The sequence below is a fragment of the Mesorhizobium dulcispinae genome (genome assembly GCF_033977345.1).
GTDB classification, from domain to species: Bacteria; Pseudomonadota; Alphaproteobacteria; order Rhizobiales; family Rhizobiaceae; genus Mesorhizobium; species Mesorhizobium dulcispinae.
In genome coordinates, this window is sequence record NZ_JAVIIY010000010.1 from 91,990 (window position 1) to 116,070 (window position 24,081).

The 24,081-nt window shown below is 64.3% G+C and carries 23 protein-coding genes; 14 read left to right on the top strand and 9 right to left on the bottom strand.

The genetic code is table 11. The features are described 5' to 3' along the window. Positions 1-132 precede the first annotated feature (132 nt). The 6 genes from RFN30_RS21385 to RFN30_RS21410 form a co-directional block, all read right to left on the bottom strand. Positions 133-1,026 carry a carbohydrate ABC transporter permease gene (locus RFN30_RS21385; protein WP_320264071.1) on the bottom strand — a complete coding sequence of 298 codons (894 nt, stop codon included), beginning with the start codon at positions 1,024-1,026 and terminating at the stop codon, positions 133-135. 1 nt (position 1,027) lies between these two features. Then, positions 1,028-1,966 (bottom strand): carbohydrate ABC transporter permease, encoded by a 939-nt coding sequence (locus tag RFN30_RS21390; RefSeq protein ID WP_320264072.1) that lies wholly within the window; start codon positions 1,964-1,966, stop codon positions 1,028-1,030. Between the two features lie 103 nt (positions 1,967-2,069). After that, positions 2,070-3,395, bottom strand: a complete 1,326-nt coding sequence (locus tag RFN30_RS21395) for an ABC transporter substrate-binding protein (RefSeq protein WP_320264073.1) — start codon at positions 3,393-3,395, stop codon at positions 2,070-2,072. A gap of 35 nt (positions 3,396-3,430) precedes the next feature. Continuing rightward, the gene (locus RFN30_RS21400) at positions 3,431-4,507 is read right to left on the bottom strand and encodes an ABC transporter ATP-binding protein (RefSeq protein WP_320264074.1); all 1,077 of its coding nucleotides are present in this window, start codon (positions 4,505-4,507) and stop codon (positions 3,431-3,433) included. A gap of 428 nt (positions 4,508-4,935) precedes the next feature. Continuing rightward, a complete protein-coding gene (locus RFN30_RS21405; protein ID WP_320264075.1) occupies positions 4,936-5,535 on the bottom strand; it encodes a DUF922 domain-containing Zn-dependent protease in 600 nt (199 codons plus the stop codon). Then, entirely contained in the window at positions 5,532-5,930 is a 399-nt protein-coding gene (locus RFN30_RS21410; protein WP_320264076.1) for a hypothetical protein, read from the bottom strand. Before RFN30_RS21410 ends, RFN30_RS21405 begins: the two co-directional genes overlap by 4 nt. Positions 5,931-6,131: 201 nt before the next feature. Between RFN30_RS21410 and RFN30_RS21415 the strand changes: the two genes are divergently transcribed. The 6 genes from RFN30_RS21415 (at position 6,132) to RFN30_RS21440 (ending at position 12,148) form a co-directional block, all read left to right on the top strand. Continuing rightward, positions 6,132-7,445 (top strand): ABC transporter substrate-binding protein, encoded by a 1,314-nt coding sequence (locus RFN30_RS21415; protein ID WP_320264077.1) that lies wholly within the window; start codon positions 6,132-6,134, stop codon positions 7,443-7,445. A gap of 226 nt (positions 7,446-7,671) precedes the next feature. After that, a complete protein-coding gene (locus RFN30_RS21420; protein ID WP_320264078.1) occupies positions 7,672-8,442 on the top strand; it encodes an L-iditol 2-dehydrogenase in 771 nt (256 codons plus the stop codon). 32 nt (positions 8,443-8,474) lie between these two features. Then, positions 8,475-9,488, top strand: coding sequence for a zinc-dependent alcohol dehydrogenase family protein (locus tag RFN30_RS21425; RefSeq protein WP_320264079.1), 1,014 nt, complete (start codon positions 8,475-8,477; stop codon positions 9,486-9,488). Positions 9,489-9,586: 98 nt separating this feature from the next. Continuing rightward, positions 9,587-10,591, top strand: coding sequence for a LacI family DNA-binding transcriptional regulator (locus RFN30_RS21430; RefSeq protein ID WP_320264242.1), 1,005 nt, complete (start codon positions 9,587-9,589; stop codon positions 10,589-10,591). Between the two features lie 117 nt (positions 10,592-10,708). After that, positions 10,709-10,942 carry a hypothetical protein gene (locus RFN30_RS21435; RefSeq protein ID WP_320264080.1) on the top strand — a complete coding sequence of 78 codons (234 nt, stop codon included), beginning with the start codon at positions 10,709-10,711 and terminating at the stop codon, positions 10,940-10,942. A 105-nt stretch (positions 10,943-11,047) separates the two neighbouring features. Next, the gene (locus tag RFN30_RS21440; RefSeq protein ID WP_320264081.1) at positions 11,048-12,148 is read left to right on the top strand and encodes a flavin-containing monooxygenase; all 1,101 of its coding nucleotides are present in this window, start codon (positions 11,048-11,050) and stop codon (positions 12,146-12,148) included. A gap of 74 nt (positions 12,149-12,222) precedes the next feature. Here the strand turns inward: RFN30_RS21440 and RFN30_RS21445 are convergent, their stop codons facing one another. Further along, positions 12,223-12,756, bottom strand: coding sequence for an Hsp20/alpha crystallin family protein (locus RFN30_RS21445; RefSeq protein ID WP_320264082.1), 534 nt, complete (start codon positions 12,754-12,756; stop codon positions 12,223-12,225). A gap of 401 nt (positions 12,757-13,157) precedes the next feature. On the opposite strand from RFN30_RS21445, the gene RFN30_RS21450 reads away from it, so the two are divergent. Both RFN30_RS21450 and RFN30_RS21455 read left to right on the top strand, forming a co-directional pair. Continuing rightward, entirely contained in the window at positions 13,158-13,787 is a 630-nt protein-coding gene (locus tag RFN30_RS21450) for a glutathione S-transferase family protein (RefSeq protein ID WP_320264083.1), read from the top strand. A gap of 85 nt (positions 13,788-13,872) precedes the next feature. Beyond that, positions 13,873-14,100 carry a hypothetical protein gene (locus RFN30_RS21455; RefSeq protein WP_320264084.1) on the top strand — a complete coding sequence of 76 codons (228 nt, stop codon included), beginning with the start codon at positions 13,873-13,875 and terminating at the stop codon, positions 14,098-14,100. Positions 14,101-14,130: 30 nt separating this feature from the next. On the opposite strand, the gene RFN30_RS21460 is transcribed toward RFN30_RS21455, so the two are convergent. Next, entirely contained in the window at positions 14,131-15,138 is a 1,008-nt protein-coding gene (locus RFN30_RS21460) for an aldo/keto reductase (RefSeq protein ID WP_320264085.1), read from the bottom strand. Between the two features lie 68 nt (positions 15,139-15,206). After that, entirely contained in the window at positions 15,207-15,704 is a 498-nt protein-coding gene (locus RFN30_RS21465) for a GNAT family N-acetyltransferase (protein WP_320264086.1), read from the bottom strand. Between the two features lie 333 nt (positions 15,705-16,037). On the opposite strand from RFN30_RS21465, the gene groL reads away from it, so the two are divergent. From groL to RFN30_RS21495, 6 genes are all read left to right on the top strand, one after another. Next, positions 16,038-17,666 (top strand): chaperonin GroEL, encoded by a 1,629-nt coding sequence (groL, locus tag RFN30_RS21470; RefSeq protein WP_320264087.1) that lies wholly within the window; start codon positions 16,038-16,040, stop codon positions 17,664-17,666. 183 nt (positions 17,667-17,849) lie between these two features. Beyond that, positions 17,850-18,074 carry a hypothetical protein gene (locus RFN30_RS21475; RefSeq protein WP_320264088.1) on the top strand — a complete coding sequence of 75 codons (225 nt, stop codon included), beginning with the start codon at positions 17,850-17,852 and terminating at the stop codon, positions 18,072-18,074. 262 nt (positions 18,075-18,336) lie between these two features. Next, a complete protein-coding gene (gene ligD / locus RFN30_RS21480; RefSeq protein ID WP_320264089.1) occupies positions 18,337-20,832 on the top strand; it encodes a DNA ligase D in 2,496 nt (831 codons plus the stop codon). A 316-nt stretch (positions 20,833-21,148) separates the two neighbouring features. Then, the gene (gene ku, locus RFN30_RS21485) at positions 21,149-22,060 is read left to right on the top strand and encodes a non-homologous end joining protein Ku (RefSeq protein ID WP_320264090.1); all 912 of its coding nucleotides are present in this window, start codon (positions 21,149-21,151) and stop codon (positions 22,058-22,060) included. Between the two features lie 5 nt (positions 22,061-22,065). Next, the gene (locus tag RFN30_RS21490; protein ID WP_430699075.1) at positions 22,066-23,163 is read left to right on the top strand and encodes a tetratricopeptide repeat protein; all 1,098 of its coding nucleotides are present in this window, start codon (positions 22,066-22,068) and stop codon (positions 23,161-23,163) included. A 238-nt stretch (positions 23,164-23,401) separates the two neighbouring features. After that, positions 23,402-24,052, top strand: a complete 651-nt coding sequence (locus tag RFN30_RS21495; RefSeq protein WP_320264092.1) for an alpha/beta hydrolase family protein — start codon at positions 23,402-23,404, stop codon at positions 24,050-24,052. Positions 24,053-24,081: the final 29 nt, after the last annotated feature.

The following is a 24,081-nucleotide window of genomic DNA, read 5'->3' on the forward strand; positions in this document are numbered from 1 at the left end:
ACGGTTTTCCGTCCGGAATTGCGTAAAAAAAAAAGAGATAGAGCGTTTCGCCGTTTCCATGAAACGGTGAAGCGCTCCAGCGTCCATCGAGTGGCGCGTTGCCCATGAAAATGGCAAGCGCCGACGGCGAGGCTATTCCTTCACCGCGCCTGTCATCGACGAAACATAGTGCTCGACGAAGAAGGAATAGAGCACCACCACCGGCAGCGAGCCGATCAGCGCCCCCGCCATCAGCGCTCCCCATTCATAGACGTCGGAGCGGACGAGCTCGGTGAGAACGCCGACCGGCACCGTCTTCTTCTCCGACGACTGGATGAAGGTCAGCGCATAGATGAATTCGTTCCAGGATAGCGTGAAGGCGAAGATGCCGGCCGAGATCAGGCCGGGCACCGAGAGCGGCAGCACGATCTTGGTGAGGATCTGCCAGCGCGTTGCTCCGTCGATGAGCGCGCATTCCTCCAGTTCGAACGGGATCGAACGGAAGTAGCCCATCAACAGCCAGGTGCAGAACGGGATCAGGAAGGTTGGGTAGGTGAGGATCAGCGCGAACGGCGTGTCGTAGAGGCCGAGGTTGAACACCATCACCGACAGCGGAATGAACAGGATCGAGGGCGGCACGAGATAGGCGAGGAAGACGGCAAGCCCGACCTGCCGGGCGCCGGAGAACCGCAGCCTTTCGATCGCATAGGCGGCAAGCACCGCGGCGGCCAGCGACAGGAAGGTGGCTGCCGTCGAGATGATCACCGTGTTGAGCAGCCAGCCGGGATAGGAGGTCTCGAAGAGCAGGTAGCGAATGTGCTCCAGCGTCGGATGCACAACCCAGAGCGGATTGTAGTTCACATAGTCGGTCATCTCGACATTGGGCTTAACCGCCGTGATCGTCATCCAGTAGAACGGAAACAGGAGCACGATCAGAAACACCAGCAGCGGCAGATAGACCGTCACCACCTTGCGCGGCAGGCTCTGCAGGTAGCCCATGCCGCCTTCATCGGTGTCCACGCGCTCGACTTGCTTGATCGCGGCCATGTCAGTCTCCTCCGCCTTGCTGCCACCTGCGCCGCTGCAGGCCGAAATAGCTGAACAGGATCGCCGCCAGCAGGAAGGGGATCATGGCGACCGCGATGGCCGCGCCTTCGCCGAGCTGGCCGCCGGCAATGCCGCGCTGGAACGACAGTGTCGCCATCAGGTGGGTGGCGTTCACCGGTCCGCCGCGGGTCAGCACATAGATCAGCTGGAAGTCGGTGAAGGTAAACAGCACCGAGAAGGTCATGGTGATGGCGATGATCGGCGTCAAAAGCGGCAGCGTGACATGGCGGAACAATTGCCAGCGGCTGGCGCCGTCGAGCGTGGCCGCCTCGTAAAGCGATTGGGGAATGGTCTGCAGGCCGGCAAGCAGCGTGATGGCGACGAACGGAATGCCGCGCCAGACATTGGCAGCGATGACGGAAGCGCGCGCATTGGTCGGATCACCGAGGAAATTGATGCGATGGTCGATCAGGCCCATTTGCTGCAGCGCCCAGGACAGGATCGAGAACTGCGAATCGTAGATCCACCAGAAGGCGATGGCCGACAACACCGTGGGCACCACCCAAGGCAGCAGGACGATCGCGCGGAAGAATGATTTGAAGGGCAAGTTCTCGTTGAGAATGAGAGCGAGCCACAGGCCGAGCACGAACTTCAGGATCGATGCGCTTATCGTGTAGAGCAGGGTGTTGAAGACGGAGAGCCAGAAGACGCCGTCGCTCCACAGATATTGATAGTTCTCGATGCCTATGAAGATGCCGGGGCGGCCAATACGGGCATCGGTGAAGCCGAGCCAGACACCGAGCCCGAGCGGATAGGTGAGAAACACCAGGAGCAGCGCCGCCGCCGGCAGCATGAAGCCGAGGCCAAGAGCATTCCGGCTCTCGGCGAGCCGCGAAAGGATCGACGGAGGTCGCTGAACGGCAACGGATGGCACGGCCATGGCGTGGGCTCCCTATGAAGTCTGATGGAGCGGCCGGGACGGCTCTTCGTTCCGAATGCCTCCGGACGACAGGCGCGGCCACCCCGGCTCAGGTCGAACAGGATCAGACGCGATAGTAGCGGTTGGCGCGCTTTTCGGCCTCTTCCATCGCCTCCTGCGGCGTGGCCTGGCCTGTTACCGCCTTGGCGAACATGTCTACCAGCACATAGTCGGCCATGGTCGCGGCGGAGGCATAGCCGAGCGGCCCGGCATAGCCGTTGGGGCGCAGCGTCGCCGAGGCCTTCGCGTAAGCCGCATTGTTCGGGTCGGCCTTCCACACCGGGTTGTTCTCGAAAGCCTTCAGCGTCTGGCAGCAATACGCGGCCGACGACGTGATCCAGTCCGGCATCTGCGGCTCCTCGAACATGAACTGCAGATAGGCTTTGGCCGCGTTGGGGTAGGGGGTGTAGTTGAAGATCACGGCCGTGGTCACCTGGAACAGCTCGACCGATTTCCCGACCGGACCGATCGGCAGGTTGGTGGTGCGCATGTCCTTGGCGATTTCGGTCAGTTTCGGATCCTTGTCCTTGTTGACCTTGGCCGTGTTGTAGACCGAAATGCCGTTGGCGATCACGCTCACTTCGCCGGCCAGGAAGGCGCGGTTGTTGTTCACGTCGAGCCAGCTTTCGGTGCCGGGAATGAAGGTCTTGTAGAGCTCCTGCGCATACTGGATCGCCTTGAGCGTCTCCGGGCTGTTGATCGTCACGTTGCCCTTCTCGTCGACCATCTGGCCGCCATGGCTCCAAAGCAGCCAATGCGCGTAGTTGTTGCCGTCGCCGACGCCATGGCCATGCGTGAAGCCGGCTGGATGACCTTTCGCCTTCAGCGCCTTGCAGAGTTCGAGGAAACCGGCAGTGTCCTTCGGGAATTCGGAGAAGCCCGCCTCCTTCACCCAGCTTTCGCGATAGACGATGGCGTTGCCGATGGTGGCCAGCGGCAGGCCGAGGAACTTGCCCTCGCGCGTCGCATACTGTTTCGGGCCGTCGTACCAGCCGCCATATTTCTTGCCGAGATAGTCGCCCAGTTCCGTCACGTCGAGCAGCTTGTCGGGGTACTGGTGCGGGTCGTCGAACCAGACCAGCATCAGGTCCGGGCCGGAGCCGACATTGGCGGCGACCGCAGCCTTGGGCCGGATGTCTTCCCAGCTCTCCTTGTCGACACGGACCTCGACGCCCGTCGCCTCGGTGAACCGCTTCGTATTCTTCAGCCACTGGTCCTCGTCGCCCTGCACGAAAGGCGACCAGCGCAGCAGCCGGAGCTTCGCACCATCCTCCGGCTTGTACTTGAGCCCCTCCTGGGCGATGGCCGGTGAGCCGATCAAGCGGCTGCCCAAGGCCCCGGCCGCCGCGCCGGCGGTCGTGCGGATCACGTCGCGTCTGGTGAACTTCATGCTCGTCTCCTCCTGCTTTTTCCTCGTTGCGTGAACTATCGCGCCGCTTCGATCCGCTGGCCCGTTCCGCCGTGAAACAGATGGATGGGGCCGGGTTCGACCGACAGCCGGATGGTTTCTCCCGGCGCGAAGGAATGGCGTTCGCGGAAATTGGCGACGATATCCTCGCCGCCGGCCGTCCGGCCGATGATCTGCACTTCCGAGCCGGTCGGCTCGATAACCACCACGGTGACCGGAATGCCGTCGTCGGCCAGCCGCAGATGCTCGGGCCGCACGCCGAGCACCATCGCTTCGCCATTGCCGATCGAAGGTGGTTTCGGCAAGGGCACCGAAACGCCTCCCGCGCCCCGGAAGGACGGCACGCCATCGTTGGCGAATGTGCCCTTGAGCAGGTTCATGGCGGGCGAGCCGATGAAACTCGCGACGAAAAGGTTGTTCGGCCGGTCGTAGAGATCGAGCGGCGGTCCGATTTGCTCGACGATGCCGTCATGCATGACGACTATCTTGTCGGCCATTGTCATGGCCTCGATCTGGTCATGGGTGACGTAAATCGTCGTCGTCTTCAGTCGCTGGTGCAGCTCCTTGATCTCGGCGCGCATCTGGACCCTCAGCTTAGCGTCAAGATTGCTGAGCGGCTCATCGAACAGGAACACCTGCGGATTGCGCACGATCGCGCGGCCCATGGCGACGCGCTGACGCTGGCCGCCTGAAAGCTGGCGCGGATAGCGCGACAGAAGCGGAACCAGCCCGAGGATCTCGGCCGCGCGCTGCACTCCGGCATCGCTTTGCGCCTTGGGCACACCCTTCAGCATGAGTGAGAACGCCATGTTCTCGGCCACTGTCATGTGCGGATAGAGCGCGTAGTTCTGGAAGACCATGGCCACGTCGCGCTCCTTCGGCGCAACGTCGTTGACGATCCGGCTGCCGATCGAAATATGGCCGCGTGAGATTTTTTCCAGGCCGGCAATCATCCGAAGAAGGGTCGATTTTCCGCAGCCCGACGGCCCGACCAGCGTGACGAACTCGCCGTCGTCTATATTGACGCTGACGCCGTGCAGGATCTGGGTGGCTCCGAACGACTTGTAGACATCGCCAATCGCGACAGACGCCATCGAACTCCTCCCGATGGTCCCTGCGAGGTTTCGCGGGGAGCCGTTTCCCAATCAAGGTGTGGCTGAAACGGATGCCGGCAAGCATCCACCACTGGCGTCGGCGACGTTGCCCCAGCTCCCCCCGGGTCACGCGACTGTGAAACGGTAGCGCTACCAAACTCGCCTGTAAAGCTGCGGTGCGTGCCCTTATACTTTCGTCGCGGAGGTCGGATGGACTGAGAAGTCGAGCCGGCTACGCCGCTTCTCCCTTGTCGGATAGCGGCTGAATAACATTAGCAAATACTAAGGTGCTTGATTTCAACCTATCCGGGAAACCTGACCTGTGCCCGTTGCGGCGTAAATTGGATTGGCCGCTATCCGTGTGGGATGCGGACATTGCTTCATTGTGCCCCTGCTCACACGGAGGGCAGGGCGCCGACCGCTGCCTCTCACCCCCCGAGCAAAAACGCCGCGATCAGCTTCTGCAAATTCCCGCCCGGGCCGAACTCGACCTTGTCGAAGTCGCGGCTGGCCTGACGCTGGGCCTTGGAAAGCTGGTCGAGATGTTGCGTCAGCTCGACCCTGATCTTCTTGCAACCGGGATCGTCGGCCACGGTGAGGCCGGTGCTGAAGGTGACGATCTTGTCCACCATGTCGACGATGCCGGCGCCGTGCACCTTCTCATGCGCGATAAGCCCGTCGGCGAACGCATCCCAGCGTGCCTGCACGGCCGGGGCAAGTTTTCCGGCAGGTTTCGGCAGCGTGTAGGTGATGATGAGCTTCGGCCGCGCCGTCTTCAGCACGCAGGCGCCGCCTTGCGGTTGGTAGTCCCGCTGCCAGGTCAGCTTGAAATTGGTCTGCGCGATCGCCCGCCGCCCATTGCCCGCGCTGTCCTTGCCGATCACCGGACCCTTGTCGCCGATCGAGACATAGAGTTCCTCCACCGTCTGCCCGGAGATGGCATAGGGCTCGATTTTCTCGACCGGCTTCCAATCGGCGAGGGCCGGCGCGGGCAGGAGCAGGGCGGCGATGGCGAGTGGGAGCTTCACGCGGCGACCAGCAGTTTCGTCGTGCGGGTGAAGATCGGACCGTAAGAAGGATCGTCTACCTCGGAAAAGCTATGTGTCCGCAAGAAACGCTGTAGCCTTGGATTCGGCTTCGCACAGGTCAGTGCATGCACGTTCCAGCGAATTGAGTGGAAGTCACGTTCGGTCGCATACGCTCGTAGGGCTCGCCAGAGGACCAGCAGAACACCTTCGCCCCCACCGTCGATATGGGCAAGATTGATGGTCAGTTCCTTTCCATCCTGGTTGAACTCGGCCAGGACCGTGGCGCTTCCCATCATGAAAGAAATTGGCCGCGAAAAGCTGAGCAGTTCGTCCTGCTCCTGATGCGACAGCGCCCTTAGCGCGTCGAGCGGGATACCTTCGATTTCGATCGTCATGGCGATGCTTCCCCTCGGGGCCCGGCAAGCTAGACGGGAGGCCTGCTCCGCACAATGGACAAAATCATCCACCGGTTGCGGCCTTCGTTCGCTTGCACAGTGGCGTCGAACCACCTTGACTCTTCCTTACTTAAGCGCAATAAAATCTATACGCATGTACAGTTACACATGCGCATTCGTATAGGAGGAGACGGAATGCCAATGCGTAGGCTCATGGGAATTCTCGCCGCGGCCACCGCCGCTTCGGCGTTGACGGCAGGCGCTGCCCTGTCGGAGGAGATCACCGTCGCGACCGTCAACAACGGCGACATGATCATCATGCAGAAACTGTCGTCGGAGTGGGAGAAGGCCACCGGCAACAAGGTCAACTGGGTGGTGCTGGAGGAGAACGTGCTGCGCGAGCGCGTCACCACCGACATCGCCACCAAGGGCGGTCAGTTCGACGTGCTCACCATCGGCGGCTACGAGACGCCGATCTGGGGCAAAAGCGGCTGGCTGACGCCGCTCAACGATCTCGGCGACGACTACGACTATGACGATCTGATCGCGCCGGTGCGCAGCGGCCTCACCGTCGACGGCAAGCTCTATGCCGTGCCCTTCTATGCCGAGAGCTCCTTCACGCTCTACCGCAAGGACCTGTTCGACGCCGCCGGGCTGAAGATGCCGGAGCAGCCGACCTACGACCAGATCACCGAATTCGCCGACAAGCTCACCGACAAGTCGAAGGAGCAGTATGGGCTCTGCCTGCGCGGCAAGCCGGGCTGGGGCGAGAACATGGCCTTTGTCGGCACGCTGGTGAACACTTTCGGCGGCCGCTGGTTCGACCTGGACTGGAAGCCGCAGTTGAATTCCGACGCGTGGAAGAAGGCGATCGGCTGGTATGTCGACACGATGAAGAAGGACGGACCTCCGGGCATCAGCTCCAACGGCTTCAACGAGAACCAGACGCTGTTCGCCTCCGGTCGTTGCGCGATGTGGATCGACGCCACGTCCGCCGCCGGCCGTGTCTATGACCCGAAGCAGAGCAAGGTGGCCGACAAGGTTGCCTTCGCCAAGGCGCCGGTGGCGGTCACGCCCAACGGCTCTGCCTGGGGCTGGGCGTGGAGCCTCGCCATCCCGGCCTCGACCAAGAAGGCGGACACGGCGAAGTCCTTCGTGAAGTGGGCGACCTCGAAGGCCTATGTCCAGCGCGTCGGCGAGACCGAGGGCTGGGTCGCGGCACCGCCGGGAACGCGTAAATCCACCTATGCCAGCCCGGACTACCAGAAGGCGGCGCCCTTCGCCGCGACCGTGCTTGCCGCGATCGAATCCGCCGATCCGACCAAGCAGTCCAAGGACCCGGTGCCCTATATCGGGATCCAGTTCGTCGCCATCCCCGAATTCCAGGGCATCGGCACGCAGGTCGGCCAGGCGGTCGCTGCCGCCGTCACCGGTGAGCAGTCGGTCGACGACGCGCTGAACGGTGCCCAGGCCAACGTCGAGAAGACGATGGAGGAGGCGGGCTACATCAAATAGCGGCCCCGAACAGGCCGGCCGGGAGACGGAGCGTGCGCCTCTCCCGGCCATCCGGCCCGCGGTAAAACTCCCTGCGGCAGGCCGGAGGATGCGCGGATCCGCCCGAGCAATTCCAGGAAAATCGCACAGCGGTTTTTCCGTCCGGAATTGCGTGAGCAACGGCGGATCCGTGCGTTCCTTGGCGTGCACCGACATCGTTTTCGAAACTTAGAAACTGGAATTTGGAATGAAGCTGACCAACAAGACTGCGCTCATCACCGGCGGCGCGCGCGGCATCGGCCTCGGCTTCGCGCGGGCCTATGCGCGTGAAGGGGCGAGGGTGGTGATCGCCGATATCGACATCGAGCGCGCCACGCAGGCGGCGGCCGGGATCGGTCCGGCGGTCAGCGCCCAAAAACTCGACGTCACCGACCTTGCCGCGATCGAGAGCGTCGCCGCCGAGGTCGACCGCGAATTCGGCGGCATCGACATCCTGATCAACAACGCCGCCATCTTCGATATGGCTCCGATCACCGACATCACCGAGGCGAGCTACGAGCGGATCTTCGGCATCAACCTCAAGGGGCCGCTGTTCATGATGAAGGCCGTCGCCAATCTGATGATTAAGCGCGGCCGCGGCGGCAAGATCATCAACATGGCGAGCCAGGCCGGCCGGCGCGGCGAGGCGCTGGCGATGCTCTACTGCGCCTCCAAGGCGGCGATCATCTCGGCCACGCAGTCGGCGGCGCTCGCCCTGGTCAAGCACGGCATCAACGTCAACGCCATTGCGCCCGGCGTCGTCGACGGCGAGCATTGGGACGATGTCGACGCCCATTTCGCTCGCTGGCAGGGCCTGAAGCCGGGCGAGAAGAAGGCGCAGGTGGCGAAGGCGGTGCCGATCGGCCGTTTCGCCACGCCGGAGGACATTTCAGGCCTCGCGGTCTTCCTCGCCTCGGCCGACAGCGACTACATCCTCGCCCAGACCTACAACGTCGACGGCGGCAACTGGATGAGCTGAGGGGGGCCGCCAGACCGATTGGAGGAGACGGGATGAAAGCTATCCGATTTGCAGCCGCGGGCGTTGCCGGCATGGCGGACCTCGACACGCCGAAGATCAGACCGGGGCACGCCCTGGTCAGGGTGCGCGCCGCGGGCCTCTGCCACACTGACATCGACGTGCTGCACGGCCGTTACGGCGAGGGCGCTTTCCCGCTGGTTCCCGGGCATGAATATGCCGGCACTGTCGAGGCGGTCGCCGACGACGTGACATCGGTGAAGCCCGGCGACCGCGTCGCCGTCGATCCCAACATCCCGTGCGGGCAATGCCCGGCCTGCGCGAAGGGCCTGACCAATCTCTGCGCCGCGCTGAAGGCCTATGGCGTGACGGAGAATGGCGGCTTCGCCGAGTACAGCCTGGTAGCTGTCGACCATCTACACGGCATCGGCGATCTCGGCTTCGAAACGGCCGCGCTCGCCGAGCCGCTGGCGTGTGTGCTGAATGGCCTCGGCGCCGCCGGGGTAGGGGCGGGCGGGCGCGTGCCTGGCAACGCGCTGGTCTTCGGCGCCGGGCCGATCGGCCTGCTCATGGCTTTGTCGCTGAAGGCGAGGGGCGTGGGAAGCGTGGCGGTCGCCGACATCAGCGAGCCGCGGCTCGCCTTCGCAGAGAGCCTCGCGCTCGAGCCGCTGGTTTCCGGATCGCAGGCACTCGCCGCAAGGGCGAAGGGCTTCGACTTCGTCGCCGACGCCACCGGCGTCGCCAGGGTGGTGGAGGGCATGATTGGCCTCACCGCCGACGGCGGCACGGCGCTCGTCTTCGGCGTCTGCGCGCCTGACGCGAGGATCTCGGTCGCGCCGTTCGAGATCTTCCGCCGCCAGATCAGGCTTGCGGGCTCGCATTCGCTGAACCGCAACATCCCGCAGGCGCTGGAGATCCTGAGCCGCGACGACGGCACGATGGCGAAGCTGGTCAGCCATCAGCTGCCGCTTGCAGAGGTGTTGCCCTTCTTCGAAAAGAGCGCCGGCAGCCCGGCGACGATGAAGGTACAGTTTTCTTCTGAACAGTAGCGGGCGAGCCGGCTTCTTTGCGCGAAAATGGTGACTCAAGTAGATAGTCGCGAGGCGGTACGGACAGGGGCAATCGGATGGCAAAGACAATAAGGACAATGGAGGATTTTTCCGCCTTTGTCGGTCTGTCCCGCACGACGGTCTCCAAATATTTCAACGATCCGGACTCGGTGCGGCGCAACACGCGCAGTGCCATCGAGGCGGCGCTGAAGAAGTCCGACTTCCGGCCGAGCATGTTCGCCGTCAATTTGAACCGCCGCCGTTCCAACATCCTCGGCGTCATCATCCCGAACTCGACCGATCCGTTCTACATGGCGCTGACGCGCCGCATCGAGCTGATCGCCAACGAGGCCGGCTTCCTCGCCTTCGTGCTCTCCTCCGACGGGCGCGCCGAGATGGAGGACCAGGCCATCCAGACGTTCCGGTCGATGAACATCGCCGGTGCCATCATCGCGCCGCTCGGCGTGCGCTCGCATCATCGCATCCTGGCCGAGCTCGGCTCTTCGATCCCGCTGATCTACGTCGACTCGCCGCTCGACGAAACCTCGTCCTTCGTCGGCACCGACAACCGGCAAAGTTTCAGGCTGATCGTCGACTATCTCTGCCGCTCCGGCGAGCCGCCCTGCTACTTCGCCATGCCGCTGGTCAACAACAACGCCTTGGCGCGGCAGGAGGCCTATGCCGAGGCCATGCGGCAAGTCGGGATGACGCCGTCGATCGTGTCTGTCGAAGACGTGCGGTCCTGGGATTTCGAAAAATTCGGCTTCGACGAGGCGCTTCGCATCCTGAAGGGCAAGGGCTTCCCGACCAGGACCGTGCTGTGCGCAAACGACCGCGTCGCCTTCGGCGTGCTCGGCGCCGCCTACCAGCTCGGCCTGAAGGTTGGCCACGGCCCCGACTGCGACCTGCGCGTCGCCGGCCACGACGACCATCCGCTGTCGCGTTACGCCTGCCCGCCGATCACCACGGTAGCGCAGAACTACAACGAGATCGGCCGCCTCGCGATCGAGCTGCTGCTGGCAAGGCTGGACGAGAAATCGCCCGCGGCGAAGCCCGAGCGGATACTGCTCAACGCGGAGCTGATGCTGCGGAGCTCGGCTTGAGCGTGCCAGCGCCTATCTCCCCACAAGGGGGAAGATAGAGAGTCTGCACCGCTCGGAACCCGTCCCACCCATCCCCCGTTTCTATGCCATCGCCTCGACAGATGGGGGAGGACAATGATGACCCGCAACGAGATCGTTTCCGTTCTTGGCCCGGTCGATGAGGCCGTGATCGCCGACATCGCGCTCACCGGTGCCAGCCTCGAGGAATTGCGCGAGGCCTTCGCTTGGATCGGCGCCGACGAGGCGCTTGTGAACGAGGGGCACGCAATGCCCAGCCCTCGGGTGTCGCGGCTGATCGAGATCCTGGAACCGCCCGAGGACGAGCCCGAAGTGCCTGGCGAGATGGAGTGAGTTCTTCCTTTCTCCCACAAGGGAGAAGGATAGGTGCTTCTCCCCACTTGCCGTTTCCACGCCTCCCGGCATAGCCTGATATGGCCTTGGGGGGAGGAAACTACGTTGGACACCAATGTCGTCATTGTCGGCGCCGGACCGGCGGGTCTTGCCGTCGGCGCCTGTCTGAAACAGGCTGGCATCGATTTCATCATCCTCGAAAAGGCCGGCGAGGTGGCGCCGGCTTGGCGGCGGCATTACCGGCGGCTGCATCTGCACACGGTGAAATCCTTCTCGTCGCTGCCCTTTGTGCCGTTCCCCAAAAGCCACCCGCGCTACGTCCCGCGCGAGAAGGTGGTTGCCTATCTAGATGCCTATGCCGAACGCTTCGGCCTCGAGCCGCGCTTCGGCGTGACGGTGAAGGCGATCCGCCGTGCGGGCGGAAAATTCCTGGTCGAGACCGATAGAGGGGAGATCCTCGCCCGCAAGCTCGTGATCGCCACCGGCAACAATGCCGAGCCCATCACGCCGGACTTCCCGGGCATCGAGGCCTTCAAGGGCAACGTGCTGCACAGTGCCGCCTATACGGAGGCCGCACCCTATACGGCCAAGAACGTGCTGGTCATCGGCATGGGCAATACCGGCGCCGAGATCGCGCTCGACCTGGCCGAAAGCGGCGCCCGTCCGACGATCTCGGTGCGCAAGGGCGTCCACATCGTGCCGCGCCAGCTCTTCGGCGTGCCGATCCAGATGGTGGGCATCGCCAGCCGGCCGATGCCGCAGGCGCTGAACGACTGGATGTTTCCGAAAATCCTCGATCTCGCGCTGGGCAGGCTGGAGAAATACGGCATCGTGCGGCCGAAGCAGGGCATCCTCGCGCAGATCGATGCCGGGCGCATTCCCGTCATCGATGTCGGCACCGTGGCGGCGATCAAGGCGGGTCGGATCGGCATCGCGCCTGACATCGCCCGCTTCACCGGGGGCGGCGCCAAGTTCGCCGACGGGCGGGAGAGGAAATTCGACGCGGTGATCCTCGCCACCGGCTATCGGCCGGGCTTCGACGGCATCCTGCCGGCGGAGCTCAGGCCGGGGAACAGTGGCGTCAATGCCCGCGCCTCGCAGCTCGGCGTCTATCTCGTCGGCTTCTACAACCCGGTCACCGGCCTGCTGCGCGAGATCGGCATCGAGGCGCAGGCGGTGGCCGCTGATATCAAAAAGCGGGGGTGAGGCGGAAGATTGGGCGACTGCGTCGGTGACGGCCGATCTCCCCCTCCGCAAGGGGGAGATCAGCAGCTTAGGCTTCAGTGCTTGGCGCTGCTAGCCTTGCCCTCGTTGACGGCGATGCGTTTGGCCTTGGTCTGGGCGCGCTTGGTCTTGGGCAGCGTTACGGTGAGCACGCCGTTGCGGAAGGTGGCGTGGACCTTGTCTTCCTCGACTTCGTAGCCGAGCGGGATGCGTCGCTCGAAACGGCCATAGAAGCGTTCGGAGAATTGCTTGCCCTTGTCCTCGGTCTCGGCGCGCTTCTCGCCGCGCAGCGTCAGCACGCCGTCGTCGAGCAGCACCTCGATGTCCTTTTCCTCCATGCCGGGAATCTCGGCGGTCACGTGGATGTCCGTCTCGCCGTCGGAGATTTCCACACTTGGCCAGGCTTGTCCGGCATAGGCCCCGCCAAATGACGGCATGCGCGTTTCGAAGCCACGCATGGCGTCGTCGAACAGGCGGTTCATTTCCCGATGCAGCATCATGAAGGGGTCGCCCCCACGATGGAGATCGCGATACATGTCGGAGAGCTGGCTGCCCTCCCGGCCCCAGGGAATGAGATCACGGATTGCCATTGCATTTCCTCCTCATCTGGTCGCGTCAGGATGTCGTCGAATGTCCAGGCCTGGGATCGTGTGACTCTCAAGTCGAACCGCGCCGTCGCGTCGGATCCGTTGCCCGAATGGCCAACAAATCGTGGCCAGCAAGCCGCGGCCGGCAAACCGGCGGCGTCGCCGGTCCCTTCAGGCGACCGGCAAGTGTCGATTTGGAGGTTGTCTGACCAAAATCAAGACCCGCATTCTGTCTGCCGGCAGATTTGATCATGGAGCTCGAATGCCGGCCGCTTGCCAGGCGCGCGGGTGGCGAGGCTGATCGAGACCCTGGAGCCTCCGCGCCGGCGGATCGCCGCATAAATCGGGTGGCGCCCATGCATTGCCCATGCCAAGCAAGCCACCTGCACGAGAAGGGACCCGCAATGCTCACGCTCTACGATTATCTGCCGTCGCAAAATGCCTGGAAGGTGCGCGTCCTGCTCGGGCTGCTCGACATCGCTTACGAGACCCGCATGGTGTCGATCTTCGAGGGCGAGAGCCACACGGAAGAATTTCTCAAGCTCAATCCGGCCGGCGCCGTTCCGGTGCTTGGCCTGGAGAATGGCGAGGCGATTGCCGAGTCAAACGCGATCCTCGCCTATCTCGCAGAGGGCACGCCTTATCTTCCATCCGATCGATTCCTGCGCGCGAAAATCATGCAGTGGCTGTTCTTCGAGCAGTATCATGTCGAGCCGGTCATCGGCTCGCTGCGCTTCTGGACGCTGACCGGGCGGCTGGAGCGCAACCAGGCGATGGTTGCCGCCAAGCGCGAGGCAGGCGCCCGCGCGCTTGGCGCTCTCGAGCGCAGCCTGCAAGACACGCCCTTCCTGGTTGGCAGCTCGCTCACCATCGCCGACATCGCCGTCTACGCCTACAGCCACCGCGCCGAGGATTGCGGCTTTTCGCTTGCCGATTATCCGGCGGTCGCGGCATGGATGGACCGGGTGAGCGCGGCGATCGGCCTGGGCTATCCCGTGCACCCTTACAGCATCGATCGGCATTCGGGCGCCTGAGCCACCGGAACAGAAGCGCGGGCAGGGCGTTTTCCAATGGCAGTTGCGGCCTGCTTTCCAGCAACATGAAGCAATGGAGGCCAGGATGGTTCGCTCCGTCGCCATCGCAATCCTCGCCACCGGCATTGCCGGCCTTCCCGCCATGGCGGCCGAGGAATACTGGGTCGCCAGGGATGCCGTATCGAAACAGTGCGAGATCGTGCCGAAGAAGCCCGACGGGACGCTGGTCATCGATCTCGGCAAGAAGAAATACGCCAGCGAGGGGGAGGCCAGGAAGGCGATGGAGGCATTGTCGGACTGCAAGAAGAAGTAGGGTCGATCTCCCCGGGGAGATCGGCTGGCCCTACCGATCCACCATCGACATCGTCCGCTCGTTATATCTCGGCCCCGACACCTTGTCGGGCGAGAGCGCCATGTCGAGCCCGAGCATCTCGGTGGCGTCGAGCTCGATGCCGGCCGCCGCGATATTTTCTTCCAGATAGGTCCGCCGTTTGGTGCCGGGGATCGGCACGATGTCGATGCCGAATTCCGGACCCTTGGCGAGCAGCCAGGCGATCGCCACCTGGCCGGGCTTCACGCCCTTGGCGTCGGCGATGTCGCGCACGGCGGCGGCCGCCGCGACATTGGCGTCGAAATTCTCGCCCTGATAGCGCGGGTCGCCGCGCCGGAAATCGCCTTCCGGATACTCTTCCGCGCGCTTGACGTCGCCGGCGAGGAAGCCGCGGCCGAGCGGCGCGAAGGGCACCAGGCCGATGCCGAGCTCGCCGAGCGCCGGGATGATCTCGGGCTCCAGGTTGCGTTCCCACAGCGAATATTCGCTCTGCAGTGCCGAAACCGGATGCACCGCATGGGCGCGGCGGATGTTGGCAATCCCCGCCTCCGAGAGGCCGAAGAAGCGCACCTTGCCCTCCGCCACCAGCTCGCCGATCGTGCCTGCGACATCCTCCATCGGCACATCCGGATCAACGCGGTGCTGATAGAGCAGGTCGATGCGGTCGGTGGCGAGCCGCGTGAGCGACGCCTCGACCACCTCGCGGATATGCTCGGGCCGGCTGTCGCGGCCGGTTCCGTCCTGCTTGCCGTCGACGATGCGGAAGCCGAATTTCGTCGCGATCGTCACCTCGTCGCGCCGGCCCTTCAGCGCGCGTCCGAGCAATTCCTCGTTGATGAACGGCCCGTAGACCTCGGCCGTGTCGAGGAAGGTGCAGCCGAGCTCGATCGCCCGGTGGATTGTCGCGATCGACTCCGCTTCGTCGGCCGGCCCGTAGGACTGGCTCATGCCCATGCAGCCGAGGCCGATCGCCGAGACTTCGAGCCCCTGGCCCCCGAGTTTTCGCTTGCCGAGGCTCATCTGTCTGTCTCCGGTGAGAAATTAGCACCCGCGAAATTATAGGGCCGGGAGGCGAAGCGTCCAGCGCCTCAAGCCATCGGCAGCAGCCGGCGCATGATCAGCGAGGCATGGCCGCCGACGCCGTGCGCCGCCGGCCGGCGCTCGGCGATCTCGAAGCCATGCTTGCGGTAGAAGGCGATCGCCCGGTCGTTGCCCTCAATCACCTCCAGCGCGATGCTGGGAATGCCGGCATGGGCGGCAAGTACGGCGCGCAGAAGGTCGACGGCAAGCCCGCTGCCGAATTCCTGCGGCTCGACATGCAGCCGGTCGAGCATGACGTCGCCCTTCTCGTCCATCGCAGCCATCGCATAGCCGGCGATCGAGCCGTCGGTCCGCTCGGCGACGAAGGACATCTTGTTGTCGTCGGCGAGTTCCTCGGCCAGCTTCTCCGGCGCATGCTTCTCGTCGGAGAGCCGGGCGGTGTTTTCCTCGCCCATGATCGGCGAATAGGTCCGCCGCCAGGATTGGCCAAGCAGCCGCGACACTGCCGAGAGATCCTCTTTCGCCATTGCCCTGATCTGGACCATTACCATCTCCCTCATTCGCCGGCGCAAACGCGACGGGGCTCACTACTGCAGGCGGCGCGCCTGCTTGGCAAGGCCGGTCGACAATCGCCGGGCCCATCTGAACGGGCTGATGAGGCGAAGTGTTCCGATGCTGCACCGCGCAAATCCGCCCGCTCTCGAAATGACCCGCACTTGCGCTCGCGCCATCCTGAATAGCGCCGTGATTACAGTGCGTTGAAGTCCCGACAGGGCGTTGAAAATTCCGGGTGGCAGCCCTTGAAACCCCTCGGTGCCAGACTAGTTCGATAGACGTGCGAGCCCCGGTAATAGAAGGCTCGCGGAGGGAGGGTTCCAATGGTTGCCAAGGAAGTGAAGTTCCACACCGAGGCCCGCGACAAGATGCTGCGCGGCGTCGATATTCTGGCCGACGCTGTGAAGGTGACGCTCGGCCCCAAGGGTCGCAACGTCGTCATCGACAAGTCATTCGGCGCGCCGCGCATCACCAAGGACGGCGTGACCGTGGCGAAGGAAATCGAACTGGTCGACAAATTCGAGAATATGGGCGCGCAGATGGTGCGCGAGGTGGCGTCGCGGACCAGCGACATTGCCGGCGACGGCACCACCACCGCCACCGTGCTCGCCCAGACGATCGTCAGGGAGGGGGCGAAAGCCGTTGCCGCTGGCATGAACCCGATGGATTTGAAGCGCGGCATCGACAAGGCCGTGGAAATGATCGTCGCTGAGCTCAAGGCCAATGCCCGCAAGGTAACCCGCAACGACGAGATCGCCCAGGTCGGCACCATCTCGGCCAATGGCGACGCCGAGATCGGCCGCTTCCTGGCCGAAGCGATGCAGAGGGTCGGCAATGAAGGCGTCATTACCGTCGAGGAAGCCAAGACCGCGGAAACCGAGCTCGAGGTGGTCGAGGGCATGCAGTTCGACCGCGGCTATCTCAGCCCTTATTTCATCACCAACCAGGACAAGATGCGCGCCGATCTCGAGGAGCCTTACCTGCTGATCCACGAGAAGAAGCTGTCCAATTTGCAGGCGCTGCTGCCGATCCTGGAGGCGGTGGTCCAGTCGGCCAAGCCGCTTCTGATCATCGCCGAGGATGTCGAGGGCGAGGCATTGGCGACGCTGGTCGTCAACAAGCTGCGCGGCGGCCTCAAGGTCGCCGCCGTCAAGGCGCCGGGCTTCGGCGACCGCCGCAAGGCGATGCTGGAGGACATCGCCATCCTCGCCGGCGGCCAGGTCATCTCCGAGGATCTCGGCATCAAGTTGGAGAATGTTACGCTCGAAATGCTTGGGCGCGCCAGGCGGGTGACCGTCGAGAAGGAAACCACCACCATCGTCGATGGCGCTGGCGCCAAGCCCGACATCGCGGGCCGCGTCGCTCAGATCAAGCAGCAGATCGACGAAACCAGCTCCGACTACGACCGCGAGAAATTGCAGGAACGGCTGGCCAAGCTCGCCGGCGGCGTCGCGGTCATCCGCGTCGGCGGCTCGACTGAGGTTGAGGTCAGGGAACGCAAGGATCGTGTCGACGACGCGCTGCACGCCACCCGCGCCGCGGTCGAGGAAGGCATTCTGCCGGGCGGCGGCGTGGCGCTGCTGAGAGCAGCAAAGGCGCTCGACGCGGCCGCCGTCGACAACCCCGACCAGAGGACCGGCATCGAAATCGTGCGCCGCGCGCTGGAAACGCCGGTGCGCCAGATCGCCGAGAACGCGGGCGCCGAAGGGTCGATCATCGTCGGCAGGCTGCGCGAGAACGCTCAATTCTCTTTCGGCTGGAACGCGCAGACCGGCGATTACGGCGATCTCTTTGGCCAAGGCGTGATCGACCCGGCCAAGGTGGTGCGCACCGCCCTGCAGGACGCCGCCTCCATCGCCGGGCTTCTGGTCACCACCGAGGCGATGGTGGCGGAAAAGCCGAAGAGGGAGGCCGGTCCCGCAATGCCTCCCGGGGCGGGGATGGACTATTGAGGCGGCAGCACCTCACTTCGCCGTCCTCGGGTCAAGCCCGTGGATGGCGAAGCTCCGGGTCCTTGGCAATCGACGACCTTGCCTGAGTGATCGCCGCCGACTGCGCGAAAATTGACTCGATCCCCGCTCTCCGCCATCCTTAGCGAGCCGTTATTCAAGCGGCAGCGTGTTTCGAGTGAAGCCATGGCCAGTCCCGTCGCCAGAGAAAAGTCCCGCCGCGCCGCGGTGAAGAAGGCGCTCGACCGTCACAAGGTTTATGTCACCGCGCAGAGTTTTTCCGGCGGCACCTATCAGGCGCGCGTGCTGGTCGATGGCGAGGCCTATTGGGTCGACGAGTTCCGGCTGAGTCAGCTGCGGCAAGGGCTGACGCCGGCCGAACTGGAACTGACGCCGGCTGCTGACGATTGAGGTGATTTTCGTTCTTTCGCACCGCTGCGCCATAGGAAAATCCGAAATGCTGGCGGGACAGCGCCCCCCTCTGTCCTGCCGGACATCTCCCCCACAAGGGGGGAGATTGGCGGTTCCGCCGATGGCGCTATTCCTGCAACGTCGAAAATTGGCGAAAGCCCGCGCGACGTCCGATCTCCCCCCAAGTGGGGGAGATGTCCGGCAGGACAAAGGGGGGCGCGAAGGAACGCGGCTTGTGTCTTTGGCAGCCCCTACCTAACCCATGCCCTCCAAGCTCAAAACCTACCGCGCCAAGCGCGAGTTCAGCCGCACACCCGAACCTGCGGGCAGGCCAGAAGTCGGAGCGGGCAACCGCTTCGTCATCCACAAGCACCATGCCACGGCCGACCATTACGACCTGCGCCTGGAGGTGGGCGGCGTGCTGAAGAGCTGGGCGGTGCCCCGCGGACCCTCGCTCAACCCCGCCGACAAGCGCCTCGCCGTCGAGACCGAGGACCACCCGATCGAATATATCGACTTCGAGGGCGTCATCCCCGAGGGCGAGTATGGCGGCGGGCCGATGATCGTCTGGGACACCGGCACCTGGGCGCCGATGGAGGATGTCGAGGAAAGCCTGCGCACCGGCGCCTTCAAGTTCCGGCTGGCCGGCCAGAAGCTCAATGGCGGTTGGATGCTGACCAGGCTGAAGCCCAAGCCCGGCGAGGACGAGAACAAGAAGAACTGGCTTTTGTTCAAGGAGCGCGACCTCGCTTCCGACACCAAGCTCGACATTCTCGAGGCGCGTCCGGAAAGCGTGAAGTCGGGCCGCCGCATCGAGGAGCTGGTAGCGCCCAGAAAGCCGCAGCGCCTGCCGCCGAAGCTCGGCTCGCTGAAGCCCGGGTCATTGCCCGGCGCCGTGAAGGGCGACCCGCCCGCCCGCATCGAGCCGCAGCTTGCCACACAGGTGCCGAAACCGCCTGGCGGCACGAGCCTCGCGGAGAACACACGCGAGCTCTGGCTGCACGAAATAAAGTTCGACGGCTACCGCACCATGGCGCATGTCGTCGACGGCGAGGTGCGGCTGATCACCCGCGGCGGCATCGACTGGACGAAGCGCTACGGCGATCTCCCCCAGGCGTTTTCGCGGCTGCCGGTCAGCCAGGCAATCATCGACGGCGAGATCATGGTGCTCGACGACAGGGGCATCTCCCGCTTTGCGCTGTTGCAGGACGCGCTGGCCGAAGGCGCCGGGTCCAAATTGCATTTCTATGCTTTCGATCTTCTCCACCTCGACGGCTGGGACCTGCGCAAGGTGCCGCTGCAAAAGCGTAAGGCCCTGCTTGCCGAACTGCTCGCCGGTCAGGCCGCCAACTCCGCCATCCAGTTCAGCGACCATGTCGAGGGCGACGGGCAGGGCCTCTACGACCAGGCCTCGGACCTTGGGCTGGAAGGCGTCGTCTCAAAGCGTGCCGACGCCATCTACCAGAGCGGCCGCACCAAGAGCTGGACCAAGGTGAAGGCGCAGAAGACGGACGATTTCGTCATCGCCGGCTATACGGTCTCCGACCGCGCGGAAGGTCTGGCGGCGCTAGGCATGGCCGAGTTCGAGAATGGCGAACTTCACTATCGCGGCAAGGTCGGAACCGGCTTCGACAGCGACATGGCACGAGAGCTGCTCACCCGACTGGAGCGGCTGTCGGCCGGCGCCAGCCCGCCCGAAGGCGTGCCGCGCGAGATCATGCGCGAGATGCATTGGGTGAAGCCGCTGCTGTCGGCGCGCGTCCGCTATTCGAACCGCACCGCCGATAATGCGATCCGCCACGGTGTCTTTCGCGGCTTGCGCGACGTCGGCGGGCTCACCACGCCGGTGCCGGTCAAGCGCAAGCGGTTGATCGCCGAATCCGACCTTGCCACCATCTGGGTCACCAATCCGGAGCGGCGCCTGTTCGGCAAGACCGGGCCGACCAAGCTCGACATCGCCGTCTATTACGCGCTGGTCGGCGATTTCATGCTGCCGCACATCATCGGCCGCCCGGTGTCGCTGGTGCGCTGCCCGACCGGCAAGCCGCAGGACTGCTTCTTCCAGCGCCACGCCTTCACCGGCATGCCGCCTTCGGTGGCGGTGTTCGAGTCGACGAATTCCGAGGGCGAGACCAAGACCTACCTCTCGGTCGAGGACGCCAAGGGCTATCTGGCGCTGGCGCAATTCGGCGTCGTCGAGTTCCACACCTGGGGCACGCACCGCACGAAACTCGATAAGCCCGACCAGATCGTTTTCGACCTCGACCCCGGCGAGGGGATCTCCTGGCGCGAGGTGGTGGAGGCTGCCGTCCACATCAAGGGCGGACTGGAGAGCCTTGGCCTTGTGCCGTTCGCCAAGACGTCAGGCGGCAAGGGCATCCACATCACCGTGCCCGTGACGCGCAAGCAGAACTGGAAGAAACTGCACCAGGCCTCGAGCGCCATTTCGACTTTGCTGGCGGCAAGCGCGCCCGACACCTTCACCACCACCATGGGCAAGGAAAACCGCAAGAAGCGCATCTTCATCGATTTCCACCGCAACGCCCGCGGCCACACCTCCGCGGCGCCTTATTCGCTGCGCGCCCGCACCAACCTGCCGGCCTCGACGCCGGTGAGCTGGACGGACCTCGAAGCAATCGACGCGCCGGAGGACCTGAACTACGCCTCGCTGCCGGGATTGCTGGAGACCTCGGGGGATCCGTGGGCGGAGATCGACGAGGCTGCGAGGGATTTGCCGACGACGGACAAGGCAAGATAACGAAGAACGCTGAGTTCCTTCGCGCCCCCTCTGTCCTGCAGGACAGAGGGGGCGCTGTCCCGCCGGCATCTCTGTGCAATCCATCGACGCTTTCTACAATTTGAATTATTCTTCCGCCCGTCCCAGCCGCGCCTCAGAAAATACTTCGCTAGGGATTTGCCGCTATCGTGAGGGGTCGGTGTAGGATTTCCACGGCGCCAACCGTCCTTGAGCGGGAAGCGCTGCAGAGAGCATGATCCCAAAAAGTGGGAACCGGTTTTTGGAGAAGATCATGCTCAAGCTAAAATGTCAGTGCATGGCTGCGTAGGAGTTCATCATGGCGCCCAGGGCAAGTTGGAAAGGTTACCTCAAGCTCAGCCTCGTCAGCTGTCCGGTCCGGCTTTATCCGGCCACCAGCGCGAGCGAGCGCATCTCGTTCAACCAGCTGCACAAGAAGACGCACAACCGCATCAACATGAAGCCGGTCGACCCCGAGCTCGGCCTGGTCGAGCGCTCGGATCTGGTGCGCGGCTACGAATACGAGGACAAGCAGTACATCATCATCGATGACGCCGACCTCGATGCGGTCAGGATCGAATCCAACCACACGATGAACATCGAGGCCTTCGTCGACGAAGGCGAGGTCGACGTCATCTTTCAGGACTCGCCCTATTATCTCGCACCCGACGGCGCCATGGCGGAAGAGACTTTCGCGGTGCTGCGCGAGGCGATGCGCAAGTCCGGCAAGCTGGCGATTGCCCGGCTGGTGCTCTCCAGCCGCGAGCGCGTGGTGACGATCGGCGCGCGCGAGAACGGCATGTTCGTCTGCACCTTGAGGAATCCAAACGAAGTGCGCGGCACGGCTGAATATTTCGGCAACATCCCGGCCGGCAAGCCGGACCCGGAAATGCTGGAGCTCGCCCAGGCGCTGATCAAGCAGAAGGAAACCCACTTCGATCCGAAGAACTATGAGGATCGCTACGAGGTGGCGCTGATGGCGATGATCCGCGAGAAGCTGAAGGGCCACAAGCCGATCATCGCCGCGGCACCCGAGCGCGGCAACGTCATCAACCTGATGGATGCGTTGAAGGCGAGCCTGTCGCAGCAGGCCAAGCCCCCGGCCAAGTCGAAGAGCAAGGCCGAGGAAGCGCCGGCCAAGCCCGCCAAGAAGACGGCTGCCGGCGGCGGCGCGCCTGAAAATCCGCTCAAGGCGAACCTGCTGAAGGCCGTCGGCAAGAGCAAGAAGTGACGTCGGTGATTCTCCCCGGCGCCGTCTTCGGCGCCGTCGGCGCGCTGGCCGCCTTTCCGCTCAGGCTCGCCGCGCGCGAGGTCGAGCGCCGCCATGCCGAGCTGAGGCGCGGCGTCACCCGGCGCACCACCCATGTCGTGTTCGGCCGCGCGCTGCTCGCCAAGCCAACGAAAACCGGCGACGCCGAGATCGAGCGTCGCGTGAAAGCCGAGCGCGACGCCGGCCGCCGGCTCATCAGCGAGGGCGGTTTCCTGCGTCTGCTCGGGCTGATGAAGGCGCCGGAGGCGTCGTCCCTATCCAGGCAGTCGCTCATCGACCAGTCGCGGCTCGCTGGCGACGATCTCGACATGCTGTCGCTGTTCGATGCCTTCGAGCATGACGGCGAACCCTATTCCTTCCGCGATCTGATCCTGGCCCGAAAATATGCTGGGCTGATCGCCAGCGGCGCCTCCTGGGGCGCGATCGTCCGCTCCGTGTATCGCTCCGGCCCGGTCGCCTCGCTCACCGCCAAGTCGCTCAATCTCGGTTCCCAGTACGGCCGGCCGGACGCGATCTATCTCGACGATGGGACGAGCGAGGTCGACGGCCAGCTGCTGTTCGATCTCGGCAGCTCGGAAGACGACACGCTGGAGGAGCTTTTCGCCGAGGCGGAAGCCGCCGAAGAGGAGGGGCGCCACGACGATGCGGCAGCACTCTACCAGCGCTGCCTGGCGATCGACCCGAAGGATGCGATTGCCGCCTTCAATCGCGCCAACTGCCTGCGCGGCGCCGGCCGCGTGGCGGAGGCCGCGCATGACTATGCGCGGGCGATCAAGCTGGATCCGGGTTTCGTCGAAGCCTGGTTCAACCTAGCCGGGCTGATGAGCGACGAGGGCAAGGTGGCCTCGGCCCGCCGGCACCTGCAGAAGGCGATCGCGCTCGACAAGGCCTATGCCGACCCGGTGTTCAACCTCGCCCGGCTGGAATTCGACGCCGGCAATCTTGCCGAGGCGCGGCGGCTGTGGGCGCGGTATCTGGAGCTGGATGCGGAGTCGGAATGGGCAAGGCTGGCGCAGAAGGGGATACAGTTCGTGGATTTGCATATGGCGCGCACGGCGGGGTGACGATGATTGGCGAAGGCCGTCGCGACGGCCAATCTCCCCCCTTGTGGGGGAGATGTCCGGCAGGACAGAGGGGGGCGCTGTCCCGCCGACCTCTCAACGGTTGGCCGCCGCGACCTTTAGAATTCTCTTTTCTTAAGGGTCGAAGTCGGCGTTCCTTCGCGCCCCCCTCTGCCCTGCCGGGCATCTCCCCCACAAGGGGGGAGATCAGCAGCTTCGCCGTGGCGCGGAATATCTCTCCATGACCTATTTCCTCTTCGACGGCCCCGACACCGCCCCCGTCACCATCTTGCTCGCGCATGGCGCCGGCGCTTCGATGGACTCACCCTCGATGGCGGCCACCGCCAAGGCACTCGTAGCGGCCGGCTTCCAGGTCGCGCGCTTCGAGTTCCACTACATGGCCGCCCGCCGCTACGGCCACCGCAAGCCGCCGCCGCGGGCCGAGACGGTGAACCCGGAATATGTGAAGGCGATCGCCGATCTGCGCGCCAAGGGCGTGACCGGCAAGCTGATCATCGGCGGCAAGTCGATGGGCGGCCGCGTTGCTTCCATGGTCGCCGACGAGATGTTTGCCAAGGGCGAGATCGCCGGGCTGGTCTGCCTGGGCTATCCTTTCCATCCGCCCGGCAAGCCGGAACAATTGAGGACAAAACACCTCGCCGGCCTGAAAACGCCGACGCTGATCTTCCAGGGCACGCGCGACGAGTTCGGCACGAAGGACGAGGTCGCGACCTACGGCCTGTCCGAGGCTATTCAGGTGATCTGGCTGGAGGACGGCGACCACGATTTGAAGCCGCGCAAGGCGATCTCGGGGTTTTCGGCGGCGGATCATCTGAAGACGGTGGCGGAGACGGTGAAAGCCTGGATGGCGCCCTCGGCTTCGTCATCCTAGGGTGGAGCAAGGAGCGAAGCGACGCGCGC